Annotated in this window: 25 protein-coding genes; 13 read left to right on the top strand and 12 right to left on the bottom strand. The window is 71.8% G+C overall.

Features of this window, described 5'->3' with window-relative positions:
* Positions 1 to 11 precede the first annotated feature (11 nt).
* A complete protein-coding gene (locus ACIA47_RS19870) occupies positions 12 to 1,331 on the bottom strand; it encodes an ABC transporter substrate-binding protein (RefSeq protein ID WP_396709682.1) in 1,320 nt (439 codons plus the stop codon).
* Between the two features lie 137 nt (positions 1,332 to 1,468).
* Between ACIA47_RS19870 and ACIA47_RS19865 the strand changes: the two genes are divergently transcribed.
* A complete protein-coding gene (locus ACIA47_RS19865; protein WP_203126851.1) occupies positions 1,469 to 2,302 on the top strand; it encodes a phosphoribosylaminoimidazolesuccinocarboxamide synthase in 834 nt (277 codons plus the stop codon).
* Positions 2,303 to 2,306: 4 nt separating this feature from the next.
* Here ACIA47_RS19865 and glpK read toward each other — a convergent pair whose 3' ends face one another.
* Positions 2,307 to 3,791 (bottom strand): glycerol kinase GlpK, encoded by a 1,485-nt coding sequence (gene glpK / locus ACIA47_RS19860; protein ID WP_396709680.1) that lies wholly within the window; start codon positions 3,789 to 3,791, stop codon positions 2,307 to 2,309.
* Between the two features lie 106 nt (positions 3,792 to 3,897).
* Between glpK and ACIA47_RS19855 the strand changes: the two genes are divergently transcribed.
* Entirely contained in the window at positions 3,898 to 4,836 is a 939-nt protein-coding gene (locus tag ACIA47_RS19855; protein ID WP_203126849.1) for a ribose-phosphate pyrophosphokinase, read from the top strand.
* Positions 4,837 to 4,975: 139 nt separating this feature from the next.
* Here ACIA47_RS19855 and ACIA47_RS19850 read toward each other — a convergent pair whose 3' ends face one another.
* Entirely contained in the window at positions 4,976 to 5,431 is a 456-nt protein-coding gene (locus ACIA47_RS19850) for an ATP-binding protein (RefSeq protein WP_203126847.1), read from the bottom strand.
* Between the two features lie 119 nt (positions 5,432 to 5,550).
* Between ACIA47_RS19850 and macS the strand changes: the two genes are divergently transcribed.
* Positions 5,551 to 6,681 carry a MacS family sensor histidine kinase gene (macS, locus tag ACIA47_RS19845; RefSeq protein ID WP_396709677.1) on the top strand — a complete coding sequence of 377 codons (1,131 nt, stop codon included), beginning with the start codon at positions 5,551 to 5,553 and terminating at the stop codon, positions 6,679 to 6,681.
* Positions 6,682 to 6,695: 14 nt separating this feature from the next.
* Positions 6,696 to 7,349 (top strand): response regulator transcription factor, encoded by a 654-nt coding sequence (locus ACIA47_RS19840; RefSeq protein WP_203124172.1) that lies wholly within the window; start codon positions 6,696 to 6,698, stop codon positions 7,347 to 7,349.
* A 7-nt stretch (positions 7,350 to 7,356) separates the two neighbouring features.
* Here the strand turns inward: ACIA47_RS19840 and ACIA47_RS19835 are convergent, their stop codons facing one another.
* From ACIA47_RS19835 to ACIA47_RS19825, 3 genes are all read right to left on the bottom strand, one after another.
* Entirely contained in the window at positions 7,357 to 7,929 is a 573-nt protein-coding gene (locus tag ACIA47_RS19835; RefSeq protein ID WP_203124156.1) for a DUF5709 domain-containing protein, read from the bottom strand.
* An 88-nt stretch (positions 7,930 to 8,017) separates the two neighbouring features.
* Positions 8,018 to 8,749: an ATP-binding protein gene (locus ACIA47_RS19830; protein ID WP_396709675.1), complete on the bottom strand. Its 732-nt coding sequence runs from the start codon at positions 8,747 to 8,749 to the stop codon at positions 8,018 to 8,020.
* Positions 8,750 to 8,808: 59 nt separating this feature from the next.
* A complete protein-coding gene (locus tag ACIA47_RS19825) occupies positions 8,809 to 9,807 on the bottom strand; it encodes an SDR family oxidoreductase (protein ID WP_396709673.1) in 999 nt (332 codons plus the stop codon).
* A 224-nt stretch (positions 9,808 to 10,031) separates the two neighbouring features.
* Between ACIA47_RS19825 and ACIA47_RS19820 the strand changes: the two genes are divergently transcribed.
* Complete coding sequence (locus tag ACIA47_RS19820) at positions 10,032 to 11,231, top strand: glycosyltransferase (RefSeq protein ID WP_203124158.1); 1,200 nt, start codon at positions 10,032 to 10,034, stop codon at positions 11,229 to 11,231.
* A gap of 51 nt (positions 11,232 to 11,282) precedes the next feature.
* On the opposite strand, the gene ACIA47_RS19815 is transcribed toward ACIA47_RS19820, so the two are convergent.
* Genes ACIA47_RS19815 through aroA form a run of 4 tightly spaced genes read right to left on the bottom strand, consistent with a single transcriptional unit; the run spans position 11,283 to position 15,477 of the window.
* Positions 11,283 to 12,137, bottom strand: coding sequence for a hypothetical protein (locus tag ACIA47_RS19815; RefSeq protein ID WP_238411627.1), 855 nt, complete (start codon positions 12,135 to 12,137; stop codon positions 11,283 to 11,285).
* 59 nt (positions 12,138 to 12,196) lie between these two features.
* On the bottom strand, positions 12,197 to 13,015 hold the full coding sequence (gene hisN / locus ACIA47_RS19810) for a histidinol-phosphatase (RefSeq protein WP_203124162.1): 819 nt from the start codon (positions 13,013 to 13,015) through the stop codon (positions 12,197 to 12,199).
* 28 nt (positions 13,016 to 13,043) lie between these two features.
* Positions 13,044 to 14,120: a ribosome small subunit-dependent GTPase A gene (rsgA, locus tag ACIA47_RS19805; RefSeq protein WP_396709670.1), complete on the bottom strand. Its 1,077-nt coding sequence runs from the start codon at positions 14,118 to 14,120 to the stop codon at positions 13,044 to 13,046.
* Between the two features lie 55 nt (positions 14,121 to 14,175).
* Positions 14,176 to 15,477: a 3-phosphoshikimate 1-carboxyvinyltransferase gene (gene aroA / locus ACIA47_RS19800; protein WP_350858266.1), complete on the bottom strand. Its 1,302-nt coding sequence runs from the start codon at positions 15,475 to 15,477 to the stop codon at positions 14,176 to 14,178.
* Between the two features lie 103 nt (positions 15,478 to 15,580).
* Between aroA and ACIA47_RS19795 the strand changes: the two genes are divergently transcribed.
* From ACIA47_RS19795 to rsrA, 5 genes are all read left to right on the top strand, one after another.
* Positions 15,581 to 16,291 carry an SOS response-associated peptidase gene (locus ACIA47_RS19795; protein ID WP_396709668.1) on the top strand — a complete coding sequence of 237 codons (711 nt, stop codon included), beginning with the start codon at positions 15,581 to 15,583 and terminating at the stop codon, positions 16,289 to 16,291.
* A gap of 196 nt (positions 16,292 to 16,487) precedes the next feature.
* Positions 16,488 to 16,880, top strand: coding sequence for a WhiB family transcriptional regulator (locus ACIA47_RS19790; RefSeq protein ID WP_203124168.1), 393 nt, complete (start codon positions 16,488 to 16,490; stop codon positions 16,878 to 16,880).
* 51 nt (positions 16,881 to 16,931) lie between these two features.
* Positions 16,932 to 17,546: an alpha/beta family hydrolase gene (locus ACIA47_RS19785; protein WP_396709665.1), complete on the top strand. Its 615-nt coding sequence runs from the start codon at positions 16,932 to 16,934 to the stop codon at positions 17,544 to 17,546.
* Between the two features lie 234 nt (positions 17,547 to 17,780).
* Positions 17,781 to 18,605 carry a sigma-70 family RNA polymerase sigma factor gene (locus tag ACIA47_RS19780; protein ID WP_112583674.1) on the top strand — a complete coding sequence of 275 codons (825 nt, stop codon included), beginning with the start codon at positions 17,781 to 17,783 and terminating at the stop codon, positions 18,603 to 18,605.
* Position 18,606: 1 nt separating this feature from the next.
* Positions 18,607 to 18,894, top strand: coding sequence for a mycothiol system anti-sigma-R factor (gene rsrA / locus ACIA47_RS19775; RefSeq protein WP_030336658.1), 288 nt, complete (start codon positions 18,607 to 18,609; stop codon positions 18,892 to 18,894).
* Positions 18,895 to 19,033: 139 nt separating this feature from the next.
* On the opposite strand, the gene ACIA47_RS19770 is transcribed toward rsrA, so the two are convergent.
* A complete protein-coding gene (locus tag ACIA47_RS19770; RefSeq protein WP_369814844.1) occupies positions 19,034 to 19,108 on the bottom strand; it encodes a 50S ribosomal protein bL37 in 75 nt (24 codons plus the stop codon).
* A 221-nt stretch (positions 19,109 to 19,329) separates the two neighbouring features.
* Between ACIA47_RS19770 and ACIA47_RS19765 the strand changes: the two genes are divergently transcribed.
* Entirely contained in the window at positions 19,330 to 19,551 is a 222-nt protein-coding gene (locus tag ACIA47_RS19765; protein ID WP_203124177.1) for a biotin/lipoyl-binding carrier protein, read from the top strand.
* On the top strand, positions 19,548 to 20,057 hold the full coding sequence (locus tag ACIA47_RS19760; RefSeq protein ID WP_203124170.1) for a GNAT family N-acetyltransferase: 510 nt from the start codon (positions 19,548 to 19,550) through the stop codon (positions 20,055 to 20,057). Before ACIA47_RS19765 ends, ACIA47_RS19760 begins: the two co-directional genes overlap by 4 nt.
* 41 nt (positions 20,058 to 20,098) lie before the next feature.
* Here the strand turns inward: ACIA47_RS19760 and ACIA47_RS19755 are convergent, their stop codons facing one another.
* Positions 20,099 to 20,677, bottom strand: coding sequence for a TetR/AcrR family transcriptional regulator (locus ACIA47_RS19755; RefSeq protein WP_396709662.1), 579 nt, complete (start codon positions 20,675 to 20,677; stop codon positions 20,099 to 20,101).
* Between the two features lie 111 nt (positions 20,678 to 20,788).
* On the opposite strand from ACIA47_RS19755, the gene ACIA47_RS19750 reads away from it, so the two are divergent.
* Positions 20,789 to 22,378 carry an MDR family MFS transporter gene (locus ACIA47_RS19750; protein ID WP_396709659.1) on the top strand — a complete coding sequence of 530 codons (1,590 nt, stop codon included), beginning with the start codon at positions 20,789 to 20,791 and terminating at the stop codon, positions 22,376 to 22,378.
* Positions 22,379 to 22,476: the final 98 nt, after the last annotated feature.

The raw sequence follows: 22,476 nt of genomic DNA, 5'->3' as shown, positions 1-22,476 counted from the left end.
GCCGCCGGTGCTCACACCGCCAGGGCCGCGATGGCCTGGGACAGAAAGCGCGCGGTGGCCTCGCGGGTGCCGTCGCGCTTGACGCGGATGCGCTCCGCGGCGGTGACCAGCAGGGTGCGCACCTTGGCGTGCCCCTTGGGCGGCGGCGCCGGCGCCGGCCCGAGCAGGTCGGCGATGCTGGCGCCGAACTCGGCGGCACGTCGTTGGGCCGGGTCGGTGATGCTGCCCTCGGCGTAGCGGCGGACCGCGGCACTGGCGTTCAACCCACGCTCGTGGCCGAGAACGGCGCCGACCTCACCATTGGTGGTCAAAAAGTTGATCACGTCGGCGACCGTGTCCGGGTGGCGGGTGCCGCGGAACGCCGCCCAGTACATCGACGCTCGTGCCCACTGAGCCCCCGGCGGGCCGGGAATGCCGACGATGCCCAACTCGGACTCGGTGAGTCGTTGCAGCTCCGGTAGCTGGTGCGACCAGGCGAAGGACGCCGCAGTCACCCCGTTCACCACGAGTTGCCGGGCCGGCTCGCCGCTGTCGGCCTGCTCGACCAGGGCCGCGCTCGGCGTGGCTCGGCCCCGGCGGGCCCGCTGCCACAACTCGAACCACGCGATCAGCTCGTCCGCGCCGAAGCCGAGCTGGTTGCCCCGGTAGAACTCGCCGCCCTGCGACCGCAGCCAGAGCCAGAGCGCCCGGTAGTCGCCCGACCCGTCCATGGTGCCGGCCACCCGGCGGTCGCTGGCCTCGGTGACCTGCGTGGCCCAGGAGATGTAGTCGGCCCAGGTCATCCCGGGGCGGGGCTCCGGCATCTCCAGCTCCCGCAGCAGGTCCCGGTTGAACACCACCACGGCGTGGGTCTGCCCGGCGGCCACCGCCATCGTCCGCCCCTCCACCGTGCCGTAGCGGATCAGACCCTCCGGCAGGCCCCGAAGATCCAGGCGGTGGTCGGTGAGGTCGAGGATGACCTGACGTTGGGTGTACTCGGTCAGCATGGCGTCGTCGATCTGGATCAGGTCCGGTACGTTGCCGCCGCCCGCCTGGGTGGCCAGTCGGTCGTAGTAGCCGTCGGCACCCTGCCAGGTGACCCGGAAGGTGACCCGGGGGTTGCGATCCGAGTAGAGCCGCAGCGCCTTCTCGGTGAGCTCGGCCCGCTTGGTGCCACCCCACCAGAAGACCGACAGCTCGACGGGCTCGTCCTGGGTCGAGGTGGCGGCGCCGTCGGTGCACCCCGCCAGCCCGCCGGACGCGAGCAGAGGTGCGCCGAGCAGTGCGCCGAGCAGTCGGCGCCGGTTCGGGTCGGCGCCGAGGCGGTCGAGCGGGGGTCGAACAACGGGCACGGGGCTCTCCTGGACCTACGGGGGTGGCGGTCGGACCATTCACGCAGGCAGCGCACGAAGGTGTCAACGTCCGTCCGGTCACCCTCGGCGAGGTGGTCGACTCGGCCCCTCCGATGTCACATGGTGTACTAGGGCGCGTGGAACTTCTGCACTCAGGCAAGGCTCGGGACGTCTACGCCGACGGCGAGGACCTGATCCTGGTCGCCTCCGACCGCATCTCGATCTACGACGTGGCGCTGCCGACGCCGATCCCGGACAAGGGCCGCCTGCTCACCGCACTCTCGCTCTGGTGGTTCGAGCAGCTCGCCGACCTGGTGCCGAACCACGTCATCTCGGCCACCGACGTGCCCGCCGAGTTCGCCGGGCGGGCCATCCGCTGCCAGCGGCTGGACATGCTCCCGGTCGAGTGCGTCGCTCGCGGCTACCTCACCGGCGGCGGCCTGCGGGAGTACGAACGGACCGGCGCCGTCTCCGGCGTACCACTGCCACGAGGGCTGGGCGAGGCCTCGATCCTGCCCGAGCCGATCTTCACACCGTCGAGCAAGGCGCCGATGGGCGAGCACGACGAACCCATCACGTACGACGACGTGGTGGACAAGGTGGGCGAGGCGACTGCCGAGCGGCTGCGCCAGATCACCCTCGACGTCTACCGGCGCGGCGCCGAGCTGGCCGCCGACCGGGGCATCCTGGTCGCCGACACCAAGCTCGAGCTGGGTTGGGCGCCGGACGGCACCCTGGTCCTCGCCGACGAGCTGCTCACCTCCGACTCGTCGCGGTTCTGGCCGGCCGAGTCGTACCAGCCGGGCCGGGTGCAGTTCTCCTACGACAAGCAGTACGTGCGGGACTGGGCCACCGGCAGCGGCTGGAACAAGCAGGCCCCCGCCCCGGACCTGCCGGCCGAGGTGGTCGAGGCGACCCGGGCTCGCTACGTCGACGTCTACGAGAGGCTCACCGGCAACCGCTGGGAGTGACCGGTCACTCCACCCAGTCGAGGGTGCGCTGCACGGCCTTGCGCCACTGGCGCAGCTCCTTCTCGCGCAGCTCCGGGGCCATGGCCGGCTCCCACTGCGCGTCGGAGCGCCACTGCGCCCGCAGGGTGGCCAGGTCCGGCCAGAAGCCGACCGCCAGACCGGCCGCGTACGCGGCGCCCAGGCAGGTGGTCTCGCTGATCCGGGAACGGACCACCGGCACGTCGAGCACATCGGCGAGGAACTGCATGAGCAGGCCGTTCGCGGTCATCCCGCCGTCCACCCGGAGACGGCGCAGTGCCACATCCGAGTCGGCGTTCATCGCGTCGACCACCTCGCGGGTCTGCCACGCCGACGCCTCCAGCACCGCGCGCGCGAGGTGCCCCTTGGTGATGTAACCGGTCAGGCCGGCGATCACCCCGCGGGCGTCGCTGCGCCAGTGCGGGGCGAACAGCCCCGAGAACGCCGGCACCACGTAGCAGCCGCCGTTGTCGTCCACGGCGCCTGCCAACTCCTCCACCTCGGCAGCGGTGGAGATCAGCCCGAGGTTGTCCCGCAGCCACTGCACCAGTGAGCCGGTGACCGCGATGGCGCCTTCGAGGGCGTACGCCGGTGGTTGGTCCTTGATGCGGTAGGCGACCGTGGTGAGCAGGCCGTGCGTCGACGGAACCGGGCTGGCGCCGGTGTTGAGCAGCAGGAAGCTGCCGGTGCCGTAGGTGCACTTCGCCTCGCCCGGCTGGAAGCAGGTCTGCCCGAACAGGGCGGCCTGCTGGTCGCCGAGCGCACTGGCCACGGGCACCCCGGCGAGCACCCCGCCCGCCGTGCCGTACACCTCGGCGGAGCAGCGGATCTTCGGCAGCATCGCCGCCGGAACACCCACCGCGTCCAGCAGCTCCGGGGCCCAGTCCAGGGTCGTGAGGTCCATCAGCATGGTCCGGCTGGCGTTTGTCACGTCGGTGACGTGCTCGCCGGTCAGCTTCCAGATCAGCCAGCTGTCCATGGTGCCGAAGAGCACCTCGCCGCGCTCGGCGCGCTCGCGCAGGCCGTCGACCTCGTCGAGCAGCCAGCGCAGCTTCGGCCCGGCGAAGTAGGTGGCCAGCGGCAGGCCCGTGCGGGCCCGGAACCGCTCCTCGCCGTACGTCGACGCAAGCTCGCGAAGCAGCGGCCCGGTCCGGGTGTCCTGCCAGACGATGGCGTTGGCCACCGGGCGGCCGGTGGCTCGGTCCCAGACGACTGTGGTCTCCCGCTGGTTGGTGATGCCGACGGCGGCCAGCCCGGACGCGTCGGTGCCGGCGGCCCGCAGCGCCTCGGCGACCACCTGCTCGACGTTGTCCCAGATCTCCTCGGCGTCGTGCTCCACCCACCCCGGTCGGGGGAAGATCTGCCGGTGCTCGCGCTGGGCCACGGCGACGATGTCCCCGGCCCGGTCGAAGACGATGCACCGCGAGGAGGTGGTGCCCTGGTCGATGGCGGCGACGTACTGGGGGGTCACCGCAGCACCGTACCCGGACGGCGGCGCGGCGCGACAGGCGTCACTGTGGGTGGGTTCCGGCCCGCCGCCGATCGGCGGCCGTCGGCTTCCCCTACGATGTGCGAACGTGCGCGACATCGCAGTTTTCAGTGGAACCGCCCATCCCGACCTGGCTGCCGAGATCTGCGCCCACCTGGGGGTGCCCCTGCACCCGGTGCGGGTCTCCCGGTTCGCTAACGACTGTCTGGAAGTCCAGTTGCAGGCCAACTGCCGGGAGCGGGACGTCTTCCTGATCCAGCCGTTGGTGCCGCCGGTGCAGGAGCACCTGGTCGAGCTGCTGCTGATGATCGACGCCGCCCGGGGCGCCTCCGCCGGTCGGATCACTGTGGTGCTGCCGCACTACGCGTACGCCCGGTCGGACAAGAAGGACGCGCCACGGATCTCGATCGGCGCCCGGCTCGTCGCCGATCTCCTCACCTCGGCCGGGGCGGACCGGGTGCTCGCGATGACCCTGCACTCGCCGCAGGTGCACGGCTTCTTCAGCGTCCCGGTGGACCACCTGCACGCGCTGCGGGAGCTGGCCACCCACTTCCGGCGCTACGACCTCAGCAACACAGTTGTCGTCTCGCCCGACCTGGGCAACGCCAAGGAGGCCGCGGCCTTCGCCCGGCTGCTCGGCACGCCGGTCGCGGCCGGGGCGAAGCAGCGGTTCAGCGACGACCTGGTCAAGATCAGCGCGGTGATCGGCGACGTGACCGACCGGGACGTCATAGTGCTGGACGACGAGATCGCCAAGGGCAGCACCGTGGTCGAGCTGATGGAGCATCTGCGGGGCCTGAAGGTCCGGTCGATCCGGCTCGCCTGCACGCATGGTCTCTTCTCCGGCGACGCGTTGCAGCGGCTCAGCGACCAGGACGGCGTCCTGGAGATCGTCTGCACCAACACGGTTCCCATCCCGGCCGCCAAGCGGGTCCCCAAGTTGCAGGTCCTGTCGGTCGCCCCGGCCCTGGCCGAGGCGATGCGCCGAATCCACAACGGAGAATCCGTCTCCGCTCTCTTCGCCTAGCCCGCCCTCGCCCTTCGCCCCGGCACCCGCGCGATCTTGCAGTTTGTGTCGCCGGGATGAGCGGTTCCGGGTGATTCGTCGGGACAGTAAGTGCAAGATCGCGCGCAGAGGGGGCGCGCGGGTGGGGGTGGGGGTGGGGTTAGCGCGGGGTGTGGTTGTGGTTGGTGAGGCCGGTGGTGATGCGGACGGTGGTGCCGGCGGTGCCGGTGACGACCTCCATCGCGTCGGTCAGCTCGCGGGCCAGCCATAGGCCCCAGCCGCCGGCGGTGTCCGGGGCGGGCCGACTGCGGTCGCCCAGCCGTTGCGGGCTGATCCCGTGCCCGTGATCGGCGACCTCGCAGACCAGCACACCCGGCTCGTGCCAGAGCCGCAGCCAGCCGCGCCCGCCGCCGTGCCGTACCGCGTTGGTGATCAGTTCGTTGATCGCGAGCACGAAGTCGTCCAGCCGTTGGCCACTGAGACCCGAGGCATGCGCGCAGGAGGTGACCGAGTGTCGAATCTCGGTCACCTGGGCCTGGTCAAAGGCGCCGGCGATCAGGAGGGCAGGTTCGATGGGCACAACCGTACGCGGTGCGTGCGGGTCTGCGTTCGTCATGGGCCCGTCCCGGCGGCGCATCTCGGAGTACTTCGCGGCTTTTCCACCGTACGTCAGGGTTTCCCGAACCGCACTCGCTGCTCGCCGTGCGCCGGCACGGTTGTGGCATCCTGACCGCCATGCCGTCGCCGGGTGGGTTCGAGGTGCCGCTGTGGCGTGCGCTCACCGTGTTCAGGCTGGCCTCCCTTGCGTACGTCTGCGCACTCGCGGTGCGCGACGCCGACCGGTACGCCCACCCGTACGCCGTCGGTGCCCTGATCCTGTTGATGATCGTCTGGACCGGCGCGACCGCGATCGGGTACGCCCGACCGGCCTGGCGGCGATGGCCGCTGCTGCTGGCCGACCTCGGGGTGGTCGTGGCCATCGTGCTGGCCACCCCGTGGGTGGTCGGCCGGGCGGCGCTCACCCACGGCGTACCCACCCTGGGGGTGGCCTGGATGGCCGGCCCGGTGCTGGCCTGGGCCGTCTCCGGTGGCCGGCGGCGGGGCACTGTCGCCGCGCTGCTGGTGGCCGGCGCGGACCTGGCCACCCGGGAGCGGATCGGTCAGTCCTCGTTCACCGGGGTGATCCTGATGCTGCTCGCCGGAGTGGTGGTCGGGCACGTGGCCCGGCTCGCGGTGAGCGCCCAGGAGCGGTTGCAGCGCGCGGTGGAGCTGGAGGCCGCCACCCGGGAGCGGGAGCGGCTGGCCCGGGACATTCACGACTCGGTGCTCCAGGTGCTGGCGCTGGTGCAACGGCGCGGCGCCGACCTGCCCGGGGAGGCCGGCGAACTGGCCCGGCTGGCCGGCGAGCAGGAGGTTGCCCTGCGGGCGCTGATCGCCGGCACCGGCCCGACCGCCGCGAGCCTCCCGGACGGCAGCGAGGCGGTGGACCTGCGGACCCTGCTCGGCCGGTACGCCTCGGCGGCGGTGGCGCTCTCCGCCCCGGCCACCCCGGTGCCGCTGCCCCGACGGGTGGCCGGAGAGTTGGCGGCCGCGACCGGCGCGGCACTGGACAACGTGGGGCGGCACGCCGGTGGGCGGGCCTGGGTGCTGATCGAGGACGAGGGGGCGACGGTGACCGTGTCGATCCGTGACGAGGGGCCGGGCATCCCGGACGGCCGGCTGGACGAGGCGGCCGCCCAGGGTCGGCTCGGCGTGACCCAGTCGATCCGGGGCCGGGTGACCGACGTGGGCGGCACGGTTCGGATCGTGTCCGCCCCCGAGGCGGGCACCGAGATCGAGCTGAGCGTGCCGAGGTCAACGCGGTGAACCCGATCCGGGTGATGGTGGTGGACGACCATCCGATGTGGCGGGAGGGCGTGGCCCGCGACCTGACCGAGGCCGGTTTCCTGGTGGTGGCGACCAGTGGCGAGGGACGACAGGCCATCCGGGTGGCCGCCGCCGCCCGGCCCGACGTGGTCGTTCTCGACCTGCAACTACCCGACATCTCCGGCGTCGAGGTGATCCTGGGGTTGCGCGCGGCACTGCCCGCCGTACGGGTGCTGATGCTCAGCGCCAGCGGCGAACAGCAGGGCGTGCTGGACGCGGTCAAGGCCGGGGCCACCGGTTACCTGGTGAAGTCGACAGCGCCCGCCGAGTTCCTGGAGGCGGTGCACCGCACCGCGGCCGGCGACGCGGTCTTCACCCCCGGCCTGGCCGGGCTGGTGCTCGGCGAGTACCGCCGGCTGGCCGCCGGACCGGGGCGGGGGACCGGCCCGGCCGGCGCTGCCGAACCCCCGACGCCCCAGCTCACCGAACGGGAGACGGAGGTGCTGCGGCTGGTGGCGAAGGGGATGTCGTACAAGCAGATCGCCCAGCGGCTCGGCCTGTCGCACCGCACGGTGCAGAACCACGTGCAGAACACCCTGGGCAAGCTGCAACTGCACAACCGGGTCGAGCTGACCCGGTACGCCATCGAACGCGGTCTGGACGACTGAGCGGACGTCAGACCGAGCGCGGCGGCTCCGTCTCGTGGATGGCCAGTTCCTCGGCGGTCGCTCCGCCCCCGGCCGATCCGGCGTCGTACGCCACCGAGTCGGTCTCCTGGTCGGTGTGCGACCCCTCGTCCGGCTCCACCAGGCGGCCCACAGTGGCGTCGGCCACCGTGCCGAGCTGACCGTGGTCGTAGAGGGAGACCGGTGAGTTCGGGTCCGAGGTCGGCCCGGGATCCATCACGTCGGCGTCCAGCTGAGCCTCCGCCGCGGCTTCCAGGTTGTCCGCCTCGAAGGCGATCCTGGGGTCGATGGTGCCGGCCAGCGGGTCGTCCGCCGGGCGCTCGTAGACCTCGCGGTCGAGCTTGTAGTCCAACGACTCACCGTCGAGCTGTTCCTCGGCGGTCGTGCCGAACCGGTCCACCGCCACCGGCGTCCGATCGCCAGGCAGTTGGGCCGGGTCCGGGCCGTCCGCCTCGCGCCCGGTGAGGACGTCGTCGTTGGCGGTCGAGTCGTCATCGGCGGTGTCGGGCAGCCCTTGCGCCTCGGTGTCGGACACGGGGGTCGGGTACTCGTTGTCGCGCATGTCTGATCACTACCCGCTGCCCTGCCGCCATAACCGGACGACCTCCGGCGGTACGTCGCCGAACCGGGCACCGATGGCGAAAGCCCCGTCAGGCGGCCTCGTCGTCGGGGTGCAGCACACACCAGACGACCTTGCCGTCCGGTACGGCGCTGCTGCCCCAGCGACGGGTCACCGTGTCGATCAGCAGCAGGCCCCGGCCGCCGGCACGGTTCGGCGGGGAGATCCCGGCGAAGGTCGGTTGACGCGGGGAGTGGTCGCGAACCGCCAGGTGCAGGGTGGTCTCCTGAGGTGCCAGCCGAACCGTCATCGGGGTCCGGGCGTGTGCCACCACGTTGTTGACCATCTCGGTGATCGCGATGCACGCCGGGTCGGTGAGCGTCGGCATGCCCCAGCGCTCGCAACCGGTGGTGACCAGCTCGCGCGCCTGCCGGGCGGCTCCCACCGCCGGAGCCAGTTCGGCGGTGAGCACCGCCGCCAGTGGTGTCGCCGCCACAGCGGCCAGCGCTCCGTCGAGCGTCGGCCAGGCCGGCACTCCGGCGAGCGCGGCGTCCGGATGGGCGGGCCCGTCGACCGCTGGGTCACAGAGCAGCAGGTCCGCGGCGGGCCAGTCGGCGACCTCCCGGCGTACGTCGGCGAAGACGCCGCGCCCGGCCGGGTCGACGACCCGTAGGCCGGTCACGTCGGCCACCACCGGGCCGGGCCGGGCCAGCAGACGGGCGAGCAGCGCGCCGCGCACCGCCTCGGCGCCAGCGGCATCGAGCACACCGGTCAGCCGGACCACCGCCGACGACTCGTCGATTTCCACGAGACAGCTCGACATGATCGCCCCATTGTGCGCGCCAGTGACGGTCAGCGCATTCGGGCGCTCGACATCGGCCATCAGCGGTCCGACCGCGAGCGGCGGTTGATGGCCGCCAGGGTGCCGACAGCGGTGCCGGCGGCGGCCAGACCGAATGCGGCGGTCATCCGCACCAACTGCCGCCGCCGACCGTGCCAGCCTCCGTCCTGGCGCGCCAGAGCATCGGCGTCGAACACGTTGCCGCTGCTGTCCACCCGGGCGCCCGGGCCGAACTGGGTGCGGTGGGCGTACCAGCCGAGGGTGCGCTCGACCAGCGCGGGCGCCAGCCGCCACTGCAGGCCGATCAGCCGGGCCGCGCCGCCGGCGTACGCCTCGCGGCGGGGCCGGCGCAGCAGCCGGACGATGGTCTCGGCGACCACCTCCGGCGGGTAGATCGGAGGAGGCGGCATCAGCTCCCGGCCGCTGTGGTTGCCGGTGTGCCGGAAGAACGGGGTGTCGATCGTGGCCGGCAGCACTGTGCAGACGGAGATGTGACCGCGACCGGTGACCCGCAGCTCCTGTCGTACGGTGTCGGCCAGCCCGCGGATGCCGTGCTTGGAGGCGTTGTACGCCGACTGGTACGGCATGGCCACCTCGGCCAGCACCGAGGCGTTGTTGACCAGCACGCCACCACCGGCAGCGCCCAGGTAGGGCAGAGCGGCCTTGATGCCGTGCACCGCCCCGAGCAGGTTGACCTCCAGCACCCGGCGGAACTCGGCGACCGGGATCTCGTCGAACAGGCCCACGGCGCTCACCGCGGCGTTGTTCACCCAGGCGTCGATCCGGCCGAATTCGGCCGCCGCCTGCTCGGCCAGCCGCCGCACCGACTCCAACTCGGTGACGTCGGTCGGTACGACCAGCGCCCGGCCGCCCAACTCCCGGCAGCGCTGCGCGACCTGTAGCAGGGCCGGCTCGCTGCGGGCGGCCAGCACGACGGCCGCACCCCGGCGGGCCAGTGCGTACGCGGTCGCCGTGCCGATCCCGCTGGACGCGCCGGTGATCACCACGGTCGAATCGTCGAGACTGCGGGTCAGCGGCATTCCTGAGCGGTACCCCCGGCCAGGCCTGGTCACACCGCCCACGGCTTGTCGATCATCGTCGAACCGTGCTGTCGCGTGTCGCATGTGCTTGCCGTGGCGCAAGTGTCGGTGGCACTCGCGCTGACTCTTCCTGATCTGCCAGGTTTCGGCTCAGCGTCGCGGGGTTAATGGGACGCTCTGACCGGGAGGACCACCGCCGAGGAAAGATCGCAGGGAGGTGACCCATGCGCGTCGGCCTCGTCTGCGCGCACGCCAGTTCCTACCGCCACGCCGGCGGCCCGCCGGTCGGCACCCGACAGCACACCGCGAGGGTCGCCGCCGAGTTGGCCGAGCGAGGCCATGACGTCCGGCTCTACGTGCGCCGGGACGACCCGACGCTGCCGGCGACGATGAACGTCGACGGCTACCAGGTGCACCAGGTGCCCGCCGGTCCGCCCACCCCACTGCCCACCGTCGAGCTGATCCCCTACGTGACGGAGGTCGGCCGCTGGCTGGCCGACGAGTGGACGGGTTCCTGGCGGCCCGAGGTGGTGCACGGGCACTACTGGGTCGGTGGCCTGGCCGCCGCGCACGCCGTCCGGGAGACCGACATTCCGGTGGTGCAGACGTTCCACTCGCTCGGCATCGAGCAGCTGCGTCACCTGGGCGGCCACTACGACGGGCCGGGGCAGCGGATCACGCTGGAGCGCGCATTGACCAGGGCGGTCGACATCGCCGTGGCCCAGTCCAACGACGAGGTCGACGAGCTGACCCGGATGGGTCTGCAACGCAGCTCGGTCGCGTTGGTGCCGGCCGGCGTCGACATCGATCTGTTCCATCCCGACGGTGAGGCAGCACCGCGCGAACAGCGGCCCCGCATCCTCTCGGTGGGCTCGCTGGCCGCCGGGCACGGCCAGGAGGACCTGATCCGGGCGATGCGACTGGTCGGTGACGCCGAGCTGGTGATCGCCGGTGGGCCGCCGGCCGACCAGTTGGCCAACCACGCCGAGGCACGACGCCTGCGCGAGCTGGCCGAACAGCTAGGCGTCGTCGACCAGGTACGGCTCGTCGGGGCGGTGCCGCACGACCAGATGGCCACCTGGTACCGGTCGGCGGACGTGGTCGCCTGCACGCCGCACTACTCCTCGGCCGGGCGGGTCTCGCTGGAGGCGATGGCCTGCGGAGTGCCGGTGATCGGCTACGCGATGGGCGGCCTGGCGGACGCCGTCGTCGACGAGGTCACCGGCCGTCTGGTGCCCCCCGGTGACGTACGGGCACTCGGAGTGTCGCTGCGCCGTCTGCTCGCCGACAACGCCGGTCGGTTCGCGTACGGGCACGCCGCGGTGGACCGGGTGCGCAGCAGCTACACCTGGGAGCGGACCGCCGGTGCGTTGGAGCGCCTCTACGAACGGGTGGTGAGCCGCCGCAAGCCGGTCGAGGCCTGAGTCGGCGGCGGTGCTGCGACACCTCTGCCCCGCTGGTGCGGTGCCGGACGGTCAGCCCGGCTGGCCGGCACCGACCATGGCGGGGTCCCGTCGGCGTGCCACCGAGCGGTGCTGCTGCGGTTCGGCGTACCGGGTCAGGCCGATCACCGCGGCCAGGGTGACCAGGAAGCCGACCGCCGCCAGCCACTCCCGCCCCGGCCAGATCTTGTCGTTGAGCAGCAGCAGGCCGACGATCGCGGCCGGCACCGCACCGGCGGCGTCCATCGCGGCTACCGCCGCGGTCGTCGAGCCGCGCTGCATGGCCAGGCCGAGCAGCAGCTGACCCACGATCGAGTGGGCGATCAGCAGGTAGAACAGCGGGTCGGCGAGGAACGCCTCGGCGGACGGCGCGGATGCCAGTGGCCGGGCGGCGACCGCGGCCGAGCTGAACGCCAGCCCGGCCAGTGAACCGAGGGCCACCGAACCCGGCGCCCCGTGCAGCCGGACGGCGAAGAAACCGAGCACCGCGATCACACCGAGCGCCACCAACAGGGCGATCGAGCCGGCGGTGCCGAGCTGCTTCGACGGGGCTGGCCGGGCGGACAGCACCAGCGCGGTGATCCCCGCGAAGAGCAGTGCCAGCAGCACCACCTCCGCCGCCGGCAGCCGCCACTTCAGCACCAGCACCCCGAGGATGGCGGTCACCCCGAGCCCGGCGGCCACGCTGGCCTGCACGAGGAACAGCGGCAGGTCCCGCCGGGCCAGGAAGGCGAGCACGAAACCGCCGATCTGACAGCCGAGGCCGACCAGGTACGTCCGGTGCCCGGCGAGGCGCAGCAGCAGGCCCGGATCGAAGGTGTGGTGGACCGTGGTGCGGGCCGCCGCCACCGACTGGAGCAGGTTGGCGAAGCCGTACGCGACGATCATCGCCGCGAGAAAACACCAACTGGAGGAGACCACCTGGCGAGGATAGAGGTTGCCGGGGGTCAGCGCTCGGCTGGTCGATTGAGACGGGCGAGGATGTCGGCGTGCAGCACACCGTTGGTGGCCACCACGCTGCTGTCGGTGCCCGGAGCGCCGGCGGGGGCCGGTTTTCCGGTCAGATCCGTGACCGTGCCACCCGCCTCGGTGACGATCGGCACCAGCGCCGCCACGTCCCACACTGACAGTTCCGGTTCGACCATCACGTCGAGTGCCCCCTCGGCCAGCAGCATGTAACCGTAGAAGTCGCCGTACGCCCGGTTGCGCCAGCTGTCCCGCATCAGGTCGAGCACCGCGTCGAGTCGCCCGGCGCTCTCCCACCCGTTCAGCGACGAGTAACAGAAGCTGGCATCGGGGATCCCACGCACCTTGGACACGCCGATCCGCTCGCCGGCCGCCGGACCCGGTCCGGCGAACGCGCCCGCACCCGCGCTGGCCCACCAGCGTCGTCCGAGCGCCGGTGCGGACACCACGCCGACCGCCGGCCGGTCGCCGTCGTAGAGCGCGATCAAGGTGGCCCAGATCGGCACGCCACGGACGAAGTTCTTGGTGCCGTCGATCGGATCGATGATCCACCGGCGGCCGTTCGGGTTGGCCGACGGCTGCGCGCCGTACTCCTCACCGAGCAGCCCGTCGGCCGGTCGGTGCTCGGCCAGCAGGGCTCGGATCTCCCGCTCCACGGCGGTGTCCGCGTCGGAGACCGGGGTCAGGTCGGGCTTCGCCTCGACGCGCAGGTCGAGCGCGCGGAACCGGGCCGTGGCGATGGCGTCGGCCCGGTCGGCGAGCAGATGGGCGAGGACGAGGTCTTCGGCGTACCCGGTCATGCCGGCAACCTAGCCCACACCCGTCGGGTCACTCGTCGGGGCCGCGCCGGTCACCCTCGCCGGGGCCGCGCTGGTCGCTGTCGCCGCGCGAGTCACCCTCGCCGGCCCGGGAGGCGAGCAACCGACGGTACGAGGCCAGCCGGCGCGGGTCGGCCTTACCGGCGGCCACCCAGGCGTCCAGCCCACACTCGGCCTCGTCGGCACTGTGGGGGCAGTTCGGTGGGCAGTCGACGGTGCCTTCGACAAGGTCCGGAAAGCCGTGCAGCAGGCTGTCGGCCGAGACGTGCGCCAACCCGAAGCTGCGGATCCCGGGGGTGTCGATGATCCAGCCCGGGTCGGTGTCGATCCCGGGCACCGGTGGCAGCCGCAGCGCCACCGCGCTGGTCGAGGTGTGCCGGCCCCGACCGATCGCGCTGACCACGCCGACCGCTCTCAGCGCATCCGGAACGAGGCGGTTGACCAGCGTCGACTTGCCCACTCCGGAGTGCCCGACCAGCACCGACACCTTGCCGCTCAGCAGCGCACGGAGCGCGTCGAGGTCGGAGTCGGGGCGGTTGAGCACGTAGGGCAGCTCCAGCTCGGTGTAGTAGCCGAGCACCTCCTCCGGCCCGGCCAGGTCGGCCTTCGTGAGGCAGAGCAGCGGCTCGACGTCCGCGTCGTACGCGGCCACCAGGCAGCGGTCGATGAACCCGGTGCGCGGCGGTGGGTCGGCCAACGCACTGACGATCACCAACTGGTCCGCGTTGGCCACCACGACCCGTTCCAGCCGACCCTCGGCGGTGGTCTCGTCGTCGTCGGCGGTGCGGCGCAGCACCGAGCGGCGTTCGGCGATCCGGACGATGCGGGCGAGAGCGCCCTCCGCGCCCGACGTGTCACCGACCAGGCTGACCCGGTCACCGACCACCACCGACTTGCGGCCCAACTCGCGGGCCCGCATGGCGGTGACCGTGGGCAGCTCGGCTCCGACAACGCCGCGTTCGGCCCCGGAGAGCACGCAGGTGTAGCGCCCCCGGTCGACGGCGATGACGAACCCGTCGACCGCGTCGGCGTGCTGCGGGCGGGTGCGCGTACGCGGGCGCGACGACTTTCCGGGTCGGACCCGCACGTCGTCCTCGTCGTACTCCCGCCGTTTGGTCGCCAGGACCTGTCCTCTTCTCGCGTCAGCTCTTGCCGGTCACCATCGCTGACCATAGTGCCGGGAACTCGGGCATGGTCTTGGAGGTACACCCCACGTCGTCCACCTCGATGCCCGGAACGGCCAGGCCGGCAACCGCGGCGGCGTGCGCCATCCGGTGGTCGTGGTAAGTGCGGAAGACCCCGCCGCGCAGCGGTCGGGGCCGGATTTCCAGCCCGTCCGGTGTTTCGGTGATGTCCGCGCCGAGCCCGCCGAACTCGCGCGCGAGCGCGGCGAGCCGGTCGGTCTCGTGCCCACGGATGTGCCCGACGCCGGTGAACACAGACGGCGAGTCGGCCAGCATGGCCAGCGCGGTCAGCACCAGGGTCAGCTCGCCGACGTCGGACAGGTCGGCGGTCAGACCATGCACCACGCCGGTGCCACGGACGGTCAGCCCGTTGGTGGAGAGAGTGACCTCACCGCCCATCCGCTGTAGCAGCGAGCGGAGTTTCTCGACCGGCTGCGCGCTGCTGTGCGGCCAACCCTGAAGGGTCACCTCGCCACCGGTGACCAGGGCGGCGGCGAAGAACGGCACGGCACCGGAGAGGTCCGGTTCGATGTCCCAGCCGCGCCCGGTGAGCGGACCGGGCTCGACGGCCCAGACGTCGGGAGTGCTGTCGTCGACCGCCGCGCCGGCGGCCCGCAGCATCTGCACCGTCATCCGAAGGTGCGGCGCGGAGGGCACCGGCGGGCCGACGTGGCGGACCACGACGCCCCGGTCGAAGCGCGGGGCGGCCAGCAACAGCCCGGAGACGAGTTGGCTGGAGGCGGACGCGTCGATCACGACCTCGCCGCCGGTGATCCGGCCGGTGCCGAGCACTGTCAGCGGCAGGCTGCCGGTGCCGGTGACGTCGATCCGGACGCCCAGCGAGCGCAGCGCGCCGACCAGCGGGCCGAGTGGCCGGGTGCGCACGTACGGGTCACCGTCGAAGGTGACCTGCCCGTCGGCCAGACCCGCCACCGGTGGCACGAAGCGCATCACGGTGCCGGCCAGCCCGACGTCGACGTGGGCGGGGCCGGCGAGCGGGTGCGGTCGGACCAGCCAGCGCTCGTCGTCGCTGATCGAGACGTGAGCGCCCATCGCCCGCAGGCCGGCGGCCATCAACTCGGTGTCACGGGCGCGCAGTGGCCGGGCCAGCGTCGACGGGCCGGCGGCCAGCGCGCTGAGCACCAGGGCCCGGGCGGTCATCGATTTGGAACCGGGCAGGCGCAGCGTCGCCGCCACCGGGTCGGATGCGGTCGGTGCGGTCCACGGCTGCGGCGGCCGGGTCGCGGTCAGGTTGCCCACGGTCACATTCTGCCGTGTCGGCGGGCGGGCGGCGGCGCCCGGCTTTCGTACTCCCGGTTGGCGGGACAGCCGACGGGGCCTCCGACGCGTTAGCGTGTGCCCCATGTGCGGCAGGTACGCGACGACCCGGAGCTCCGGTGAGCTGAGCGCGCTGTTCGAGTCGTCCGACGACTCCGACGGCCTGGTCCGGGCGGACCACAACGTCGCGCCGACCGACCCGGTGCCGCTGGTCCGGGTCAGCCCGGAGGGGCACCGCAGCCTCTGTGTCGGCCGCTGGGGTCTGCTGCCGCACTGGTCCCGGTCCGCCTCGGGAGCCGCTCGGATGATCAACGCGCGGGCGGAGACGGTGGCCACCAGCCGGGCGTACGCCGGCTCCTTCTCCCGTCGCCGTTGCCTGGTCCCGGCCGACGGCTGGTACGAGTGGGTCCGGTTGCCCGACGGCGGGCGACAGGCGTACTTCATGACCCCTCGGGACGGCTCGGTGCTCGCGCTGGCCGGCATCTGGTCGCTCTGGGAGTCCGACGCGGAGACCCGGCTCACCTTCAGCGTGCTGACCACCGCGGCGCTCGGCGACCTGGCCGAGGTGCACGACCGGATGCCGGTGCTGCTGCCCGCTGAGCGGTGGTCGTCGTGGCTCGCGCCGACCGACGAGCCGGGGCGGCTGCTCACCCCGGCATCGGCGGAGCAGTTGGCGGGGTTGGAAATCCGTCCGGTGGGTGCGGCGGTGGGAGACGTTCGTAACGACGGGCCACAGCTGACCGCGCGGGTGGCGGTGGCGCCGACGGTGTCACCGCAGGAGCTGACCCTGTTCTGACGCCGCCGCGCATCGTCGGCCGCCGATTTGCCAGGGTTCCGCGCGATTCGTCTCCTGACTGTTCAGTCATGTTCCCGGCAGACCCTTGTCCCGGTGTTGTGAAGTGCGATAGAACACAGCGCCGGTAGTGGCTGTCGATCCGCACGGGGCGGACGACGTCCACAGCTTTTGCCGGTCCCACGGGGGAGGTGGGTGGATGACACGGGCACGTATGCCGCGCCCGCACGAGGTGGCAGCGGCGCGGCGAGATCCGCGACTGCTGCGGGCCGTGCGAGAACGGCGACAGGACGACGCTTGGCGCACCAGAGGAACCTGCCAGAGCGTCGATCCGGAGACATTCTTTCCGGCACCGAACGAGCCGGCGGACGCCGCCGTCGCGCTGTGTCGCAGTTGTGACGTGCAGGGGTCCTGCCTGGCCTGGGCCCTCGATGTCGGTGACTGCCACGGCGTGTGGGGCGGCACCACGCCGCGGGAACGACGGGCGATGCTGGTCGCCTGGCGCGGCGCTGTCGAACCCGATCCGGACGCCATCGACGACGCCGGCCCGCCGGTGCGCGATCGCCTGCTCGCCCTGGTCCCGCTGAGCTGATCGGCGGCCCGGTTCGCACCCGACGCCCGCCCGGCGGCGCAGAATAGGCCGGTGCCAGCCAGCAACGAGATCGACACCCCGCGCGGTCCGGCGCGGATCGACAGCGACCTGCCGGTCCGCCCGGCCACCGCCCTGCTCGTCCTCGGGCACGGCGCGGGCGGGAGCGTCGACGCGCCTGACCTGCTCGCGGTCCGGGACGCGTCGGTGGCGGCCGGCCTGGCGGTGGTCCGGGTGACGCAGCCCTACCGGGTCGCCGGTCGACGTGCGCCGGCACCGGCAGGTCACCTCGACGAGGCCTGGACGGCGGTGCTCGCCGAGCTGCGTGACCGGCACACCGACGTGCCGGTGGTGGTCGGTGGGCGTTCCAGCGGCGCACGGGTGGCCTGTCGGACGGCCCGTGCGGTGGGCGCGGTGGGCGTGGTCGCGTTGGCCTTTCCACTGCACCCGCCCGGCAGGCCGGAACGTTCGCGCGCCGCTGAACTGGGCACCGGGCTGCCGACGTTGGTCGTCAACGGCGACCGGGATCCGTTCGGGACGCCGGCCCCGGGGCCGGCCGTGCAGGTGGTGAGCCGTCCCGGTGAGACGCACGACCTGCGCCGGGATCCGGCCGGCACCGCCGCCGCCGTTCGCGACTGGCTGTCCGCCCAGGGCTGGGCGGCCAACTGACCCGTCGCGGCCGGCGCGCCGGGGCGACCGTTTCCGGGGCGGGCACGGGTCGTTGCATCCGATGGTGCCGCCGGCCCGAGCAGAGCCGGTGACACCAGTCCTCCCAGGCCCTTCCTGGTCCCAGCGCCGGCCGCCGTCGGGGCCGGGACCAGGAACGGGGAGGGTCGGCCGGAATGCCCCAGTGGTCATCTCGCGTTACTACCCCCGGACGACTTTTCTGTGAGGGGGTGACCGGTGCCAACCGAGACACGAAGCCTGGAACGGGACGAGCGGGACGCCCGGCAGCTTAAGCGGCTGCTGGATGGCCCGGAGTGGCCCGCAACGGCGGGACCGGGCGGGGTGGGTGCGGTGAGCACGGGCACACCGGCCGGAAGTGAATCTGCGGGCAGGTCCGTGCGCGTATCCTCGGCGGGAAAGCATCCGACGCGAGGGGATGTGCGGTTGACCACCGAGAAGACGGACGAGCGCAGGGCCCGATTCGAGCGGGACGCGATGCCATTCGTCGATCAGCTCTACGCTGCTGGGCTGCGGATGACACGCAACCCGGCGGATGCAGAGGACCTGGTCCAGGAGACGTACCTGAAGGCGTACGCGGCCTTCCACCAGTTTGAGCAGGGCACGAACCTCAAGGCCTGGCTCTACCGGATCCTGACCAACACCTACATCAACTCCTACCGCAAGCGGCAGCGCCAGCCGATCCAGGCGCCCACCGAGGAGATCACCGACTGGCAGCTCGCCGAGGCCGAGTCGCACACCTCAAGCGGTTTGCGCTCGGCCGAGACGGAGGCACTGGACCGGCTGCCGGACAGCGACGTCAAGGAGGCCCTCCAGCAGTTGCCGGAGGAGTTCCGCCTGGCCGTCTACCTCACCGATGTCGAGGGCTTTTCCTACAAGGAGGTCGCGGACATCATGGGCACGCCGATCGGCACCGTGATGTCGCGTCTGCACCGGGGCCGTCGTAATCTGCGCAAGCTGCTCGAGCGTTACGCGGGGGAGCGGGGCTTCAGTGCGGCCCGCTCGGCGAAGGGCTCGACCGCCGCTGCCGGCCGGGAGGTGTGACGTGAGCTGTGGGGAGCCGCACGAGACGGACTGCCGCGAAGTGCTCGCGGAGGTGTATCTCTACCTGGATCTGGAGTGCGCCGACGAGCGCCGCTCGTTGATCCGGCACCACCTGGACGAGTGCGGGCCCTGCCTGCGCGAGTACGGGCTGGAGCAGGAGGTGCGGGCGCTGGTGGCGCGTTGCTGTGGCAACGAGACCGCGCCGGATGAGCTGCGTGAGCGGCTGCGGGTCAAGCTCACCGAGCTGGTGGTCTTCGAGACCAGCGACTCCCGTGAGCTGGCCGACTGATCGTCTGAGCTGGCCGACCGAGCGTCGGCACGAGCTGGCAAGGCCGGTGGCCCGGGTCGATGTCGACCCGGGCCACCGGTGTACCCGGCCTCGGCCGGGTCGAGCTGAGCGGCGACGGGCAACTGGCCCGTCGACCCGTTCAGGAGTTGGGACGCTTGCCGTGGTTCGCGGCGCTCTTCTTACGAGCCTTCTTCTTCCGGGACTTCTTCGCCATGCTGACCTCCTCGTGATGGGTCGGATCCGTCCTGCGCACGACCTCGGCGCGGATGCGGCCACCGGCGGTCCGGCGTCGGGTCCGACCCGCTGATGGTAGTGCGGTCGACACCCGCCGCCTTCCCCAGGGCGGGCCTGCCATCCCGGCTGTGCCGCTGCGCGCCCATCACCGGTCGACGCATGATTGGATACATCGGCAGGCACGTCGCGAAGAGGGAGGGCCTGGACATGGCCGAGGAGATCCGCGCCGAGATGGTGGCCAACGTCTGGAAGGTCGTCGCCACTGCGGGTGACACGGTGACCGAGGGTGACACCCTGGTGATCCTCGAGTCGATGAAGATGGAGATCCCGGTCATCGCCGAGTCCGATGGTGTGCTCCAGCAACTCGTCGTCAACGAGGGCGACGTCGTGCAGGACGGTGACCTGATCGCCGTGATCGCTTGACCGGGCTGCGGGTCCGTCCGGCCGAGTCGGCCGACTTCCCGGCGGTGGCCCGGCTGACCGTGGCCGCCTACGAGGCGGACGGCCAGCTCAAGGGCGAACACGGGTACGGCGAGGTGCTGGCCGACGTGTCAACCCGAGCCGCCAGCGGCGAGGTGCTGGTCGCGGTCGACGAGGTGACCGGGGCGGTGCTCGGGTCGGTCACGTTCGTGCTGCCGGGCACCCCGTTCGCCGAGCTGGCAGGGCCGGGCGAGGCGGAGTTCCGGATGCTCGCGGTCGACCCGGGCGCTCAGGGGCGGGGTGTGGGTGGCGCGCTGGTCGAGGCGTGTGTCGACCGGGCGACCGGGTTGGGTTGCACGGCGATGGTGATCTGCGTCCGGGCCGGGATGGCCGATCAGGCGCACCGGCTCTACTCGCGGCGCGGTTTCGTCCGCTTGCCGGAGAAGGACTGGTCACCGCTGCCGGGTGTGGACCTGCTCGGCCTGCGGCTGGAGCTGACGCGCGGCTGAGCCGGCGACCCGCGAGCCGGGGCCGGCACGGTCACGCCCGGTCAGGCGTCGGGCTGCGTGCCGATGGCGGCCAGCAGCTCGTCGGCCACCTCCAGGGCGAGCTTGCGGCGTTCGTCGTCGCTGATGTGCGGCGCGCGGACCGCGAACCAGCTGGTGTGCACCGCAAAGATTGACAGCGCGGCGCGCAGTTGGGCGGCTGGGGATTCATCGCCCCGGCAGAGCGCGTCGGCCAGCTCCAACATCCGACCGCGCATCTTCTTACCGGCGGAGAGGCTCTTGAGCGCGGTCTGGTTCTGCTCGAAGAAGCGCATCACCGACGGCTGAGTGCCGTCGAACATCGTGTCGGCGTACCGGGAGATCAGCTCGCGCCGGGTGGCCAGGGTGGCGGGCTGGGTGGCGGCCCAGGCGATCAGTGCGTCCATCCCCTCCAGCCGGTCCTCGACGAAGCTGGCGACGATGTCGTCCTTGCTCTTGAAGTGGTAGTAGAGCGCGGCCTTGGTGACGCTGAGGCGCTCGGCGATTTCCCGGAGCGAGGTCTTCTCGTACCCCTGCTCGGTGAAGAGTTCGAGCGCGACGGCCTTGATCCGTTCCCGCGTTCCGCCGCCTGTGCTCTCGCTCACGCGCGCCCTCCAAATGGCTTGACCGTTACTCGTACCCAACTTACCGTGCGGCTAGTAAGGTGACTAGCCGGGCGGCAAGTAAGTACGGCAATCTTCGGGGGGAGCTTACCCATGACTCAGGCAACCCAGGCCGGCACGCGACCCAACAACATCCGGGTCGTGCTGTTCGGGCTGATGATCGCGATGATGCTCGCGATGCTCGACAATATGATCGTCAGCACCGCGTTACCGCGGATCGTCGGCGAGTTCGGCGGGCTCAACCACTTCACCTGGGTGGTTACCGCGTACGTCCTGGGCACCACCGTCTCCACCCCGATCTGGGGCAAGCTCGGTGACCTCTACGGCCGCAAGTCGGTCTTCCTGACCTCGGTCGTCGTCTTCCTGATCGGCTCCGCCCTTTGTGGCATGGCCGGCTCCGGGATGCTTGGCGGCCCAGAGGACGGCATGGTCCAGCTCATCGCCTTCCGGGCCGTGCAGGGCCTCGGCGCCGGCGGCCTCATGGTCGGCGTGATGGCGATCATCGGTGACCTGGTTCCGCCCCGCGAGCGCGGGCGCTACCAGGGCATGATCGCCGGCATCATGGCCATCGCCATGGTCGCCGGCCCGCTGGCCGGCGGATTCATCACCGACCACCTCTCCTGGCGCTGGGCGTTCTACGTGAACCTGCCGCTGGGCGGAATCGCGCTGCTCGTGCTGATCACCACCATGCACCTGCCGAAGTACCGCACCGAGCACCGGATCGACTGGCTCGGCGCCGGGCTGCTCTCGGTCGGCATCACCGCGATCGTGCTCATCACCACCTGGGGGGGCAACGAGTACGACTGGACGTCGCCGCAGATCCTCGGCCTGGCCGTGCTGGCCGTCGTCGCGTTGGTGGTGTTCGCCCTGGTGGAACGCCGGGTCCAGGAGCCGATCCTGCCGCTGGCGCTCTTCGCCAACCGCAACTTCGCGCTGATCTCGGTGATCGGCTTCCTGCTCGGCTTCGCGATGTTCGGCGCGATGAACTTCCTGCCGCTCTACCAGCAGACCGTGCAGGGTGCGTCGGCCACCAACAGTGGCCTGCTGCTGCTGCCCCTGATGTTCGGCATGCTGGTCGTCTCGCTGGTCATCGGCCGGGCGATCACCCGCAACGGCAGGTACCGGGCGTACCCGATCATCGGTGGTGTGGTGATGACCGCGGGCATGGCGCTGCTGTCCATGCTCGACACCGACACCAGCAAGCTGATGTCCTCGCTCTACATGATCGTGCTCGGCGTCGGCATGGGCTTCCTCATGCAGACGTCGATGCTGATCGCGCAGAACAGCGTGGAGCAGAAGGACCTCGGCGCGGCCAGCGGCGCGGCCACCTTCTTCCGGTCGATCGGCGGTTCGTTCGGCATCTCGCTGTTCGGCGCGATCTTCGCCAGCCGGCTGGCCAGCTCCGAGGGCGGCCGGGCCTTCGGTGGCGACGAGGCCGGCGCCGGGATGGACCTGGAGAAGCTCAGGGAGCTGCCCGCCCAGGCGCGCGAGGCGGTGCTCGGCGGTCTCTCCGACGCCATCTCGCACGTCTTCCTCTGGGCGGTGCTGTTCACCATCGTGATCCCGGTGCTCGCCTGGTTCATCAAGGAGATCCCGCTGCGCACCGCGAACGAGGCGCCGCCGCAGGCCACCCCGGAGGAGGACGCCGAGGTCGCCCTCGGCAAGGCCGCCCCCGTCGCCTAACCCCCGAACCTCCGCGATCTTGCACTTTGTGCGGGTGCATAAGCACTGTTTCCGACAGAACGGCGACAGTAAGTGCAAGATCGCGGGGGTTGGCGGGG

Origin of the sequence: Micromonospora sp. NPDC051227 (assembly GCF_044455385.1) — a bacterium.
Classification (GTDB): Bacteria; Actinomycetota; Actinomycetes; order Mycobacteriales; family Micromonosporaceae; genus Micromonospora.
Note: the sequence above shows the minus strand (reverse complement) of the source record. Positions and strands in the feature narration are given on the sequence as shown.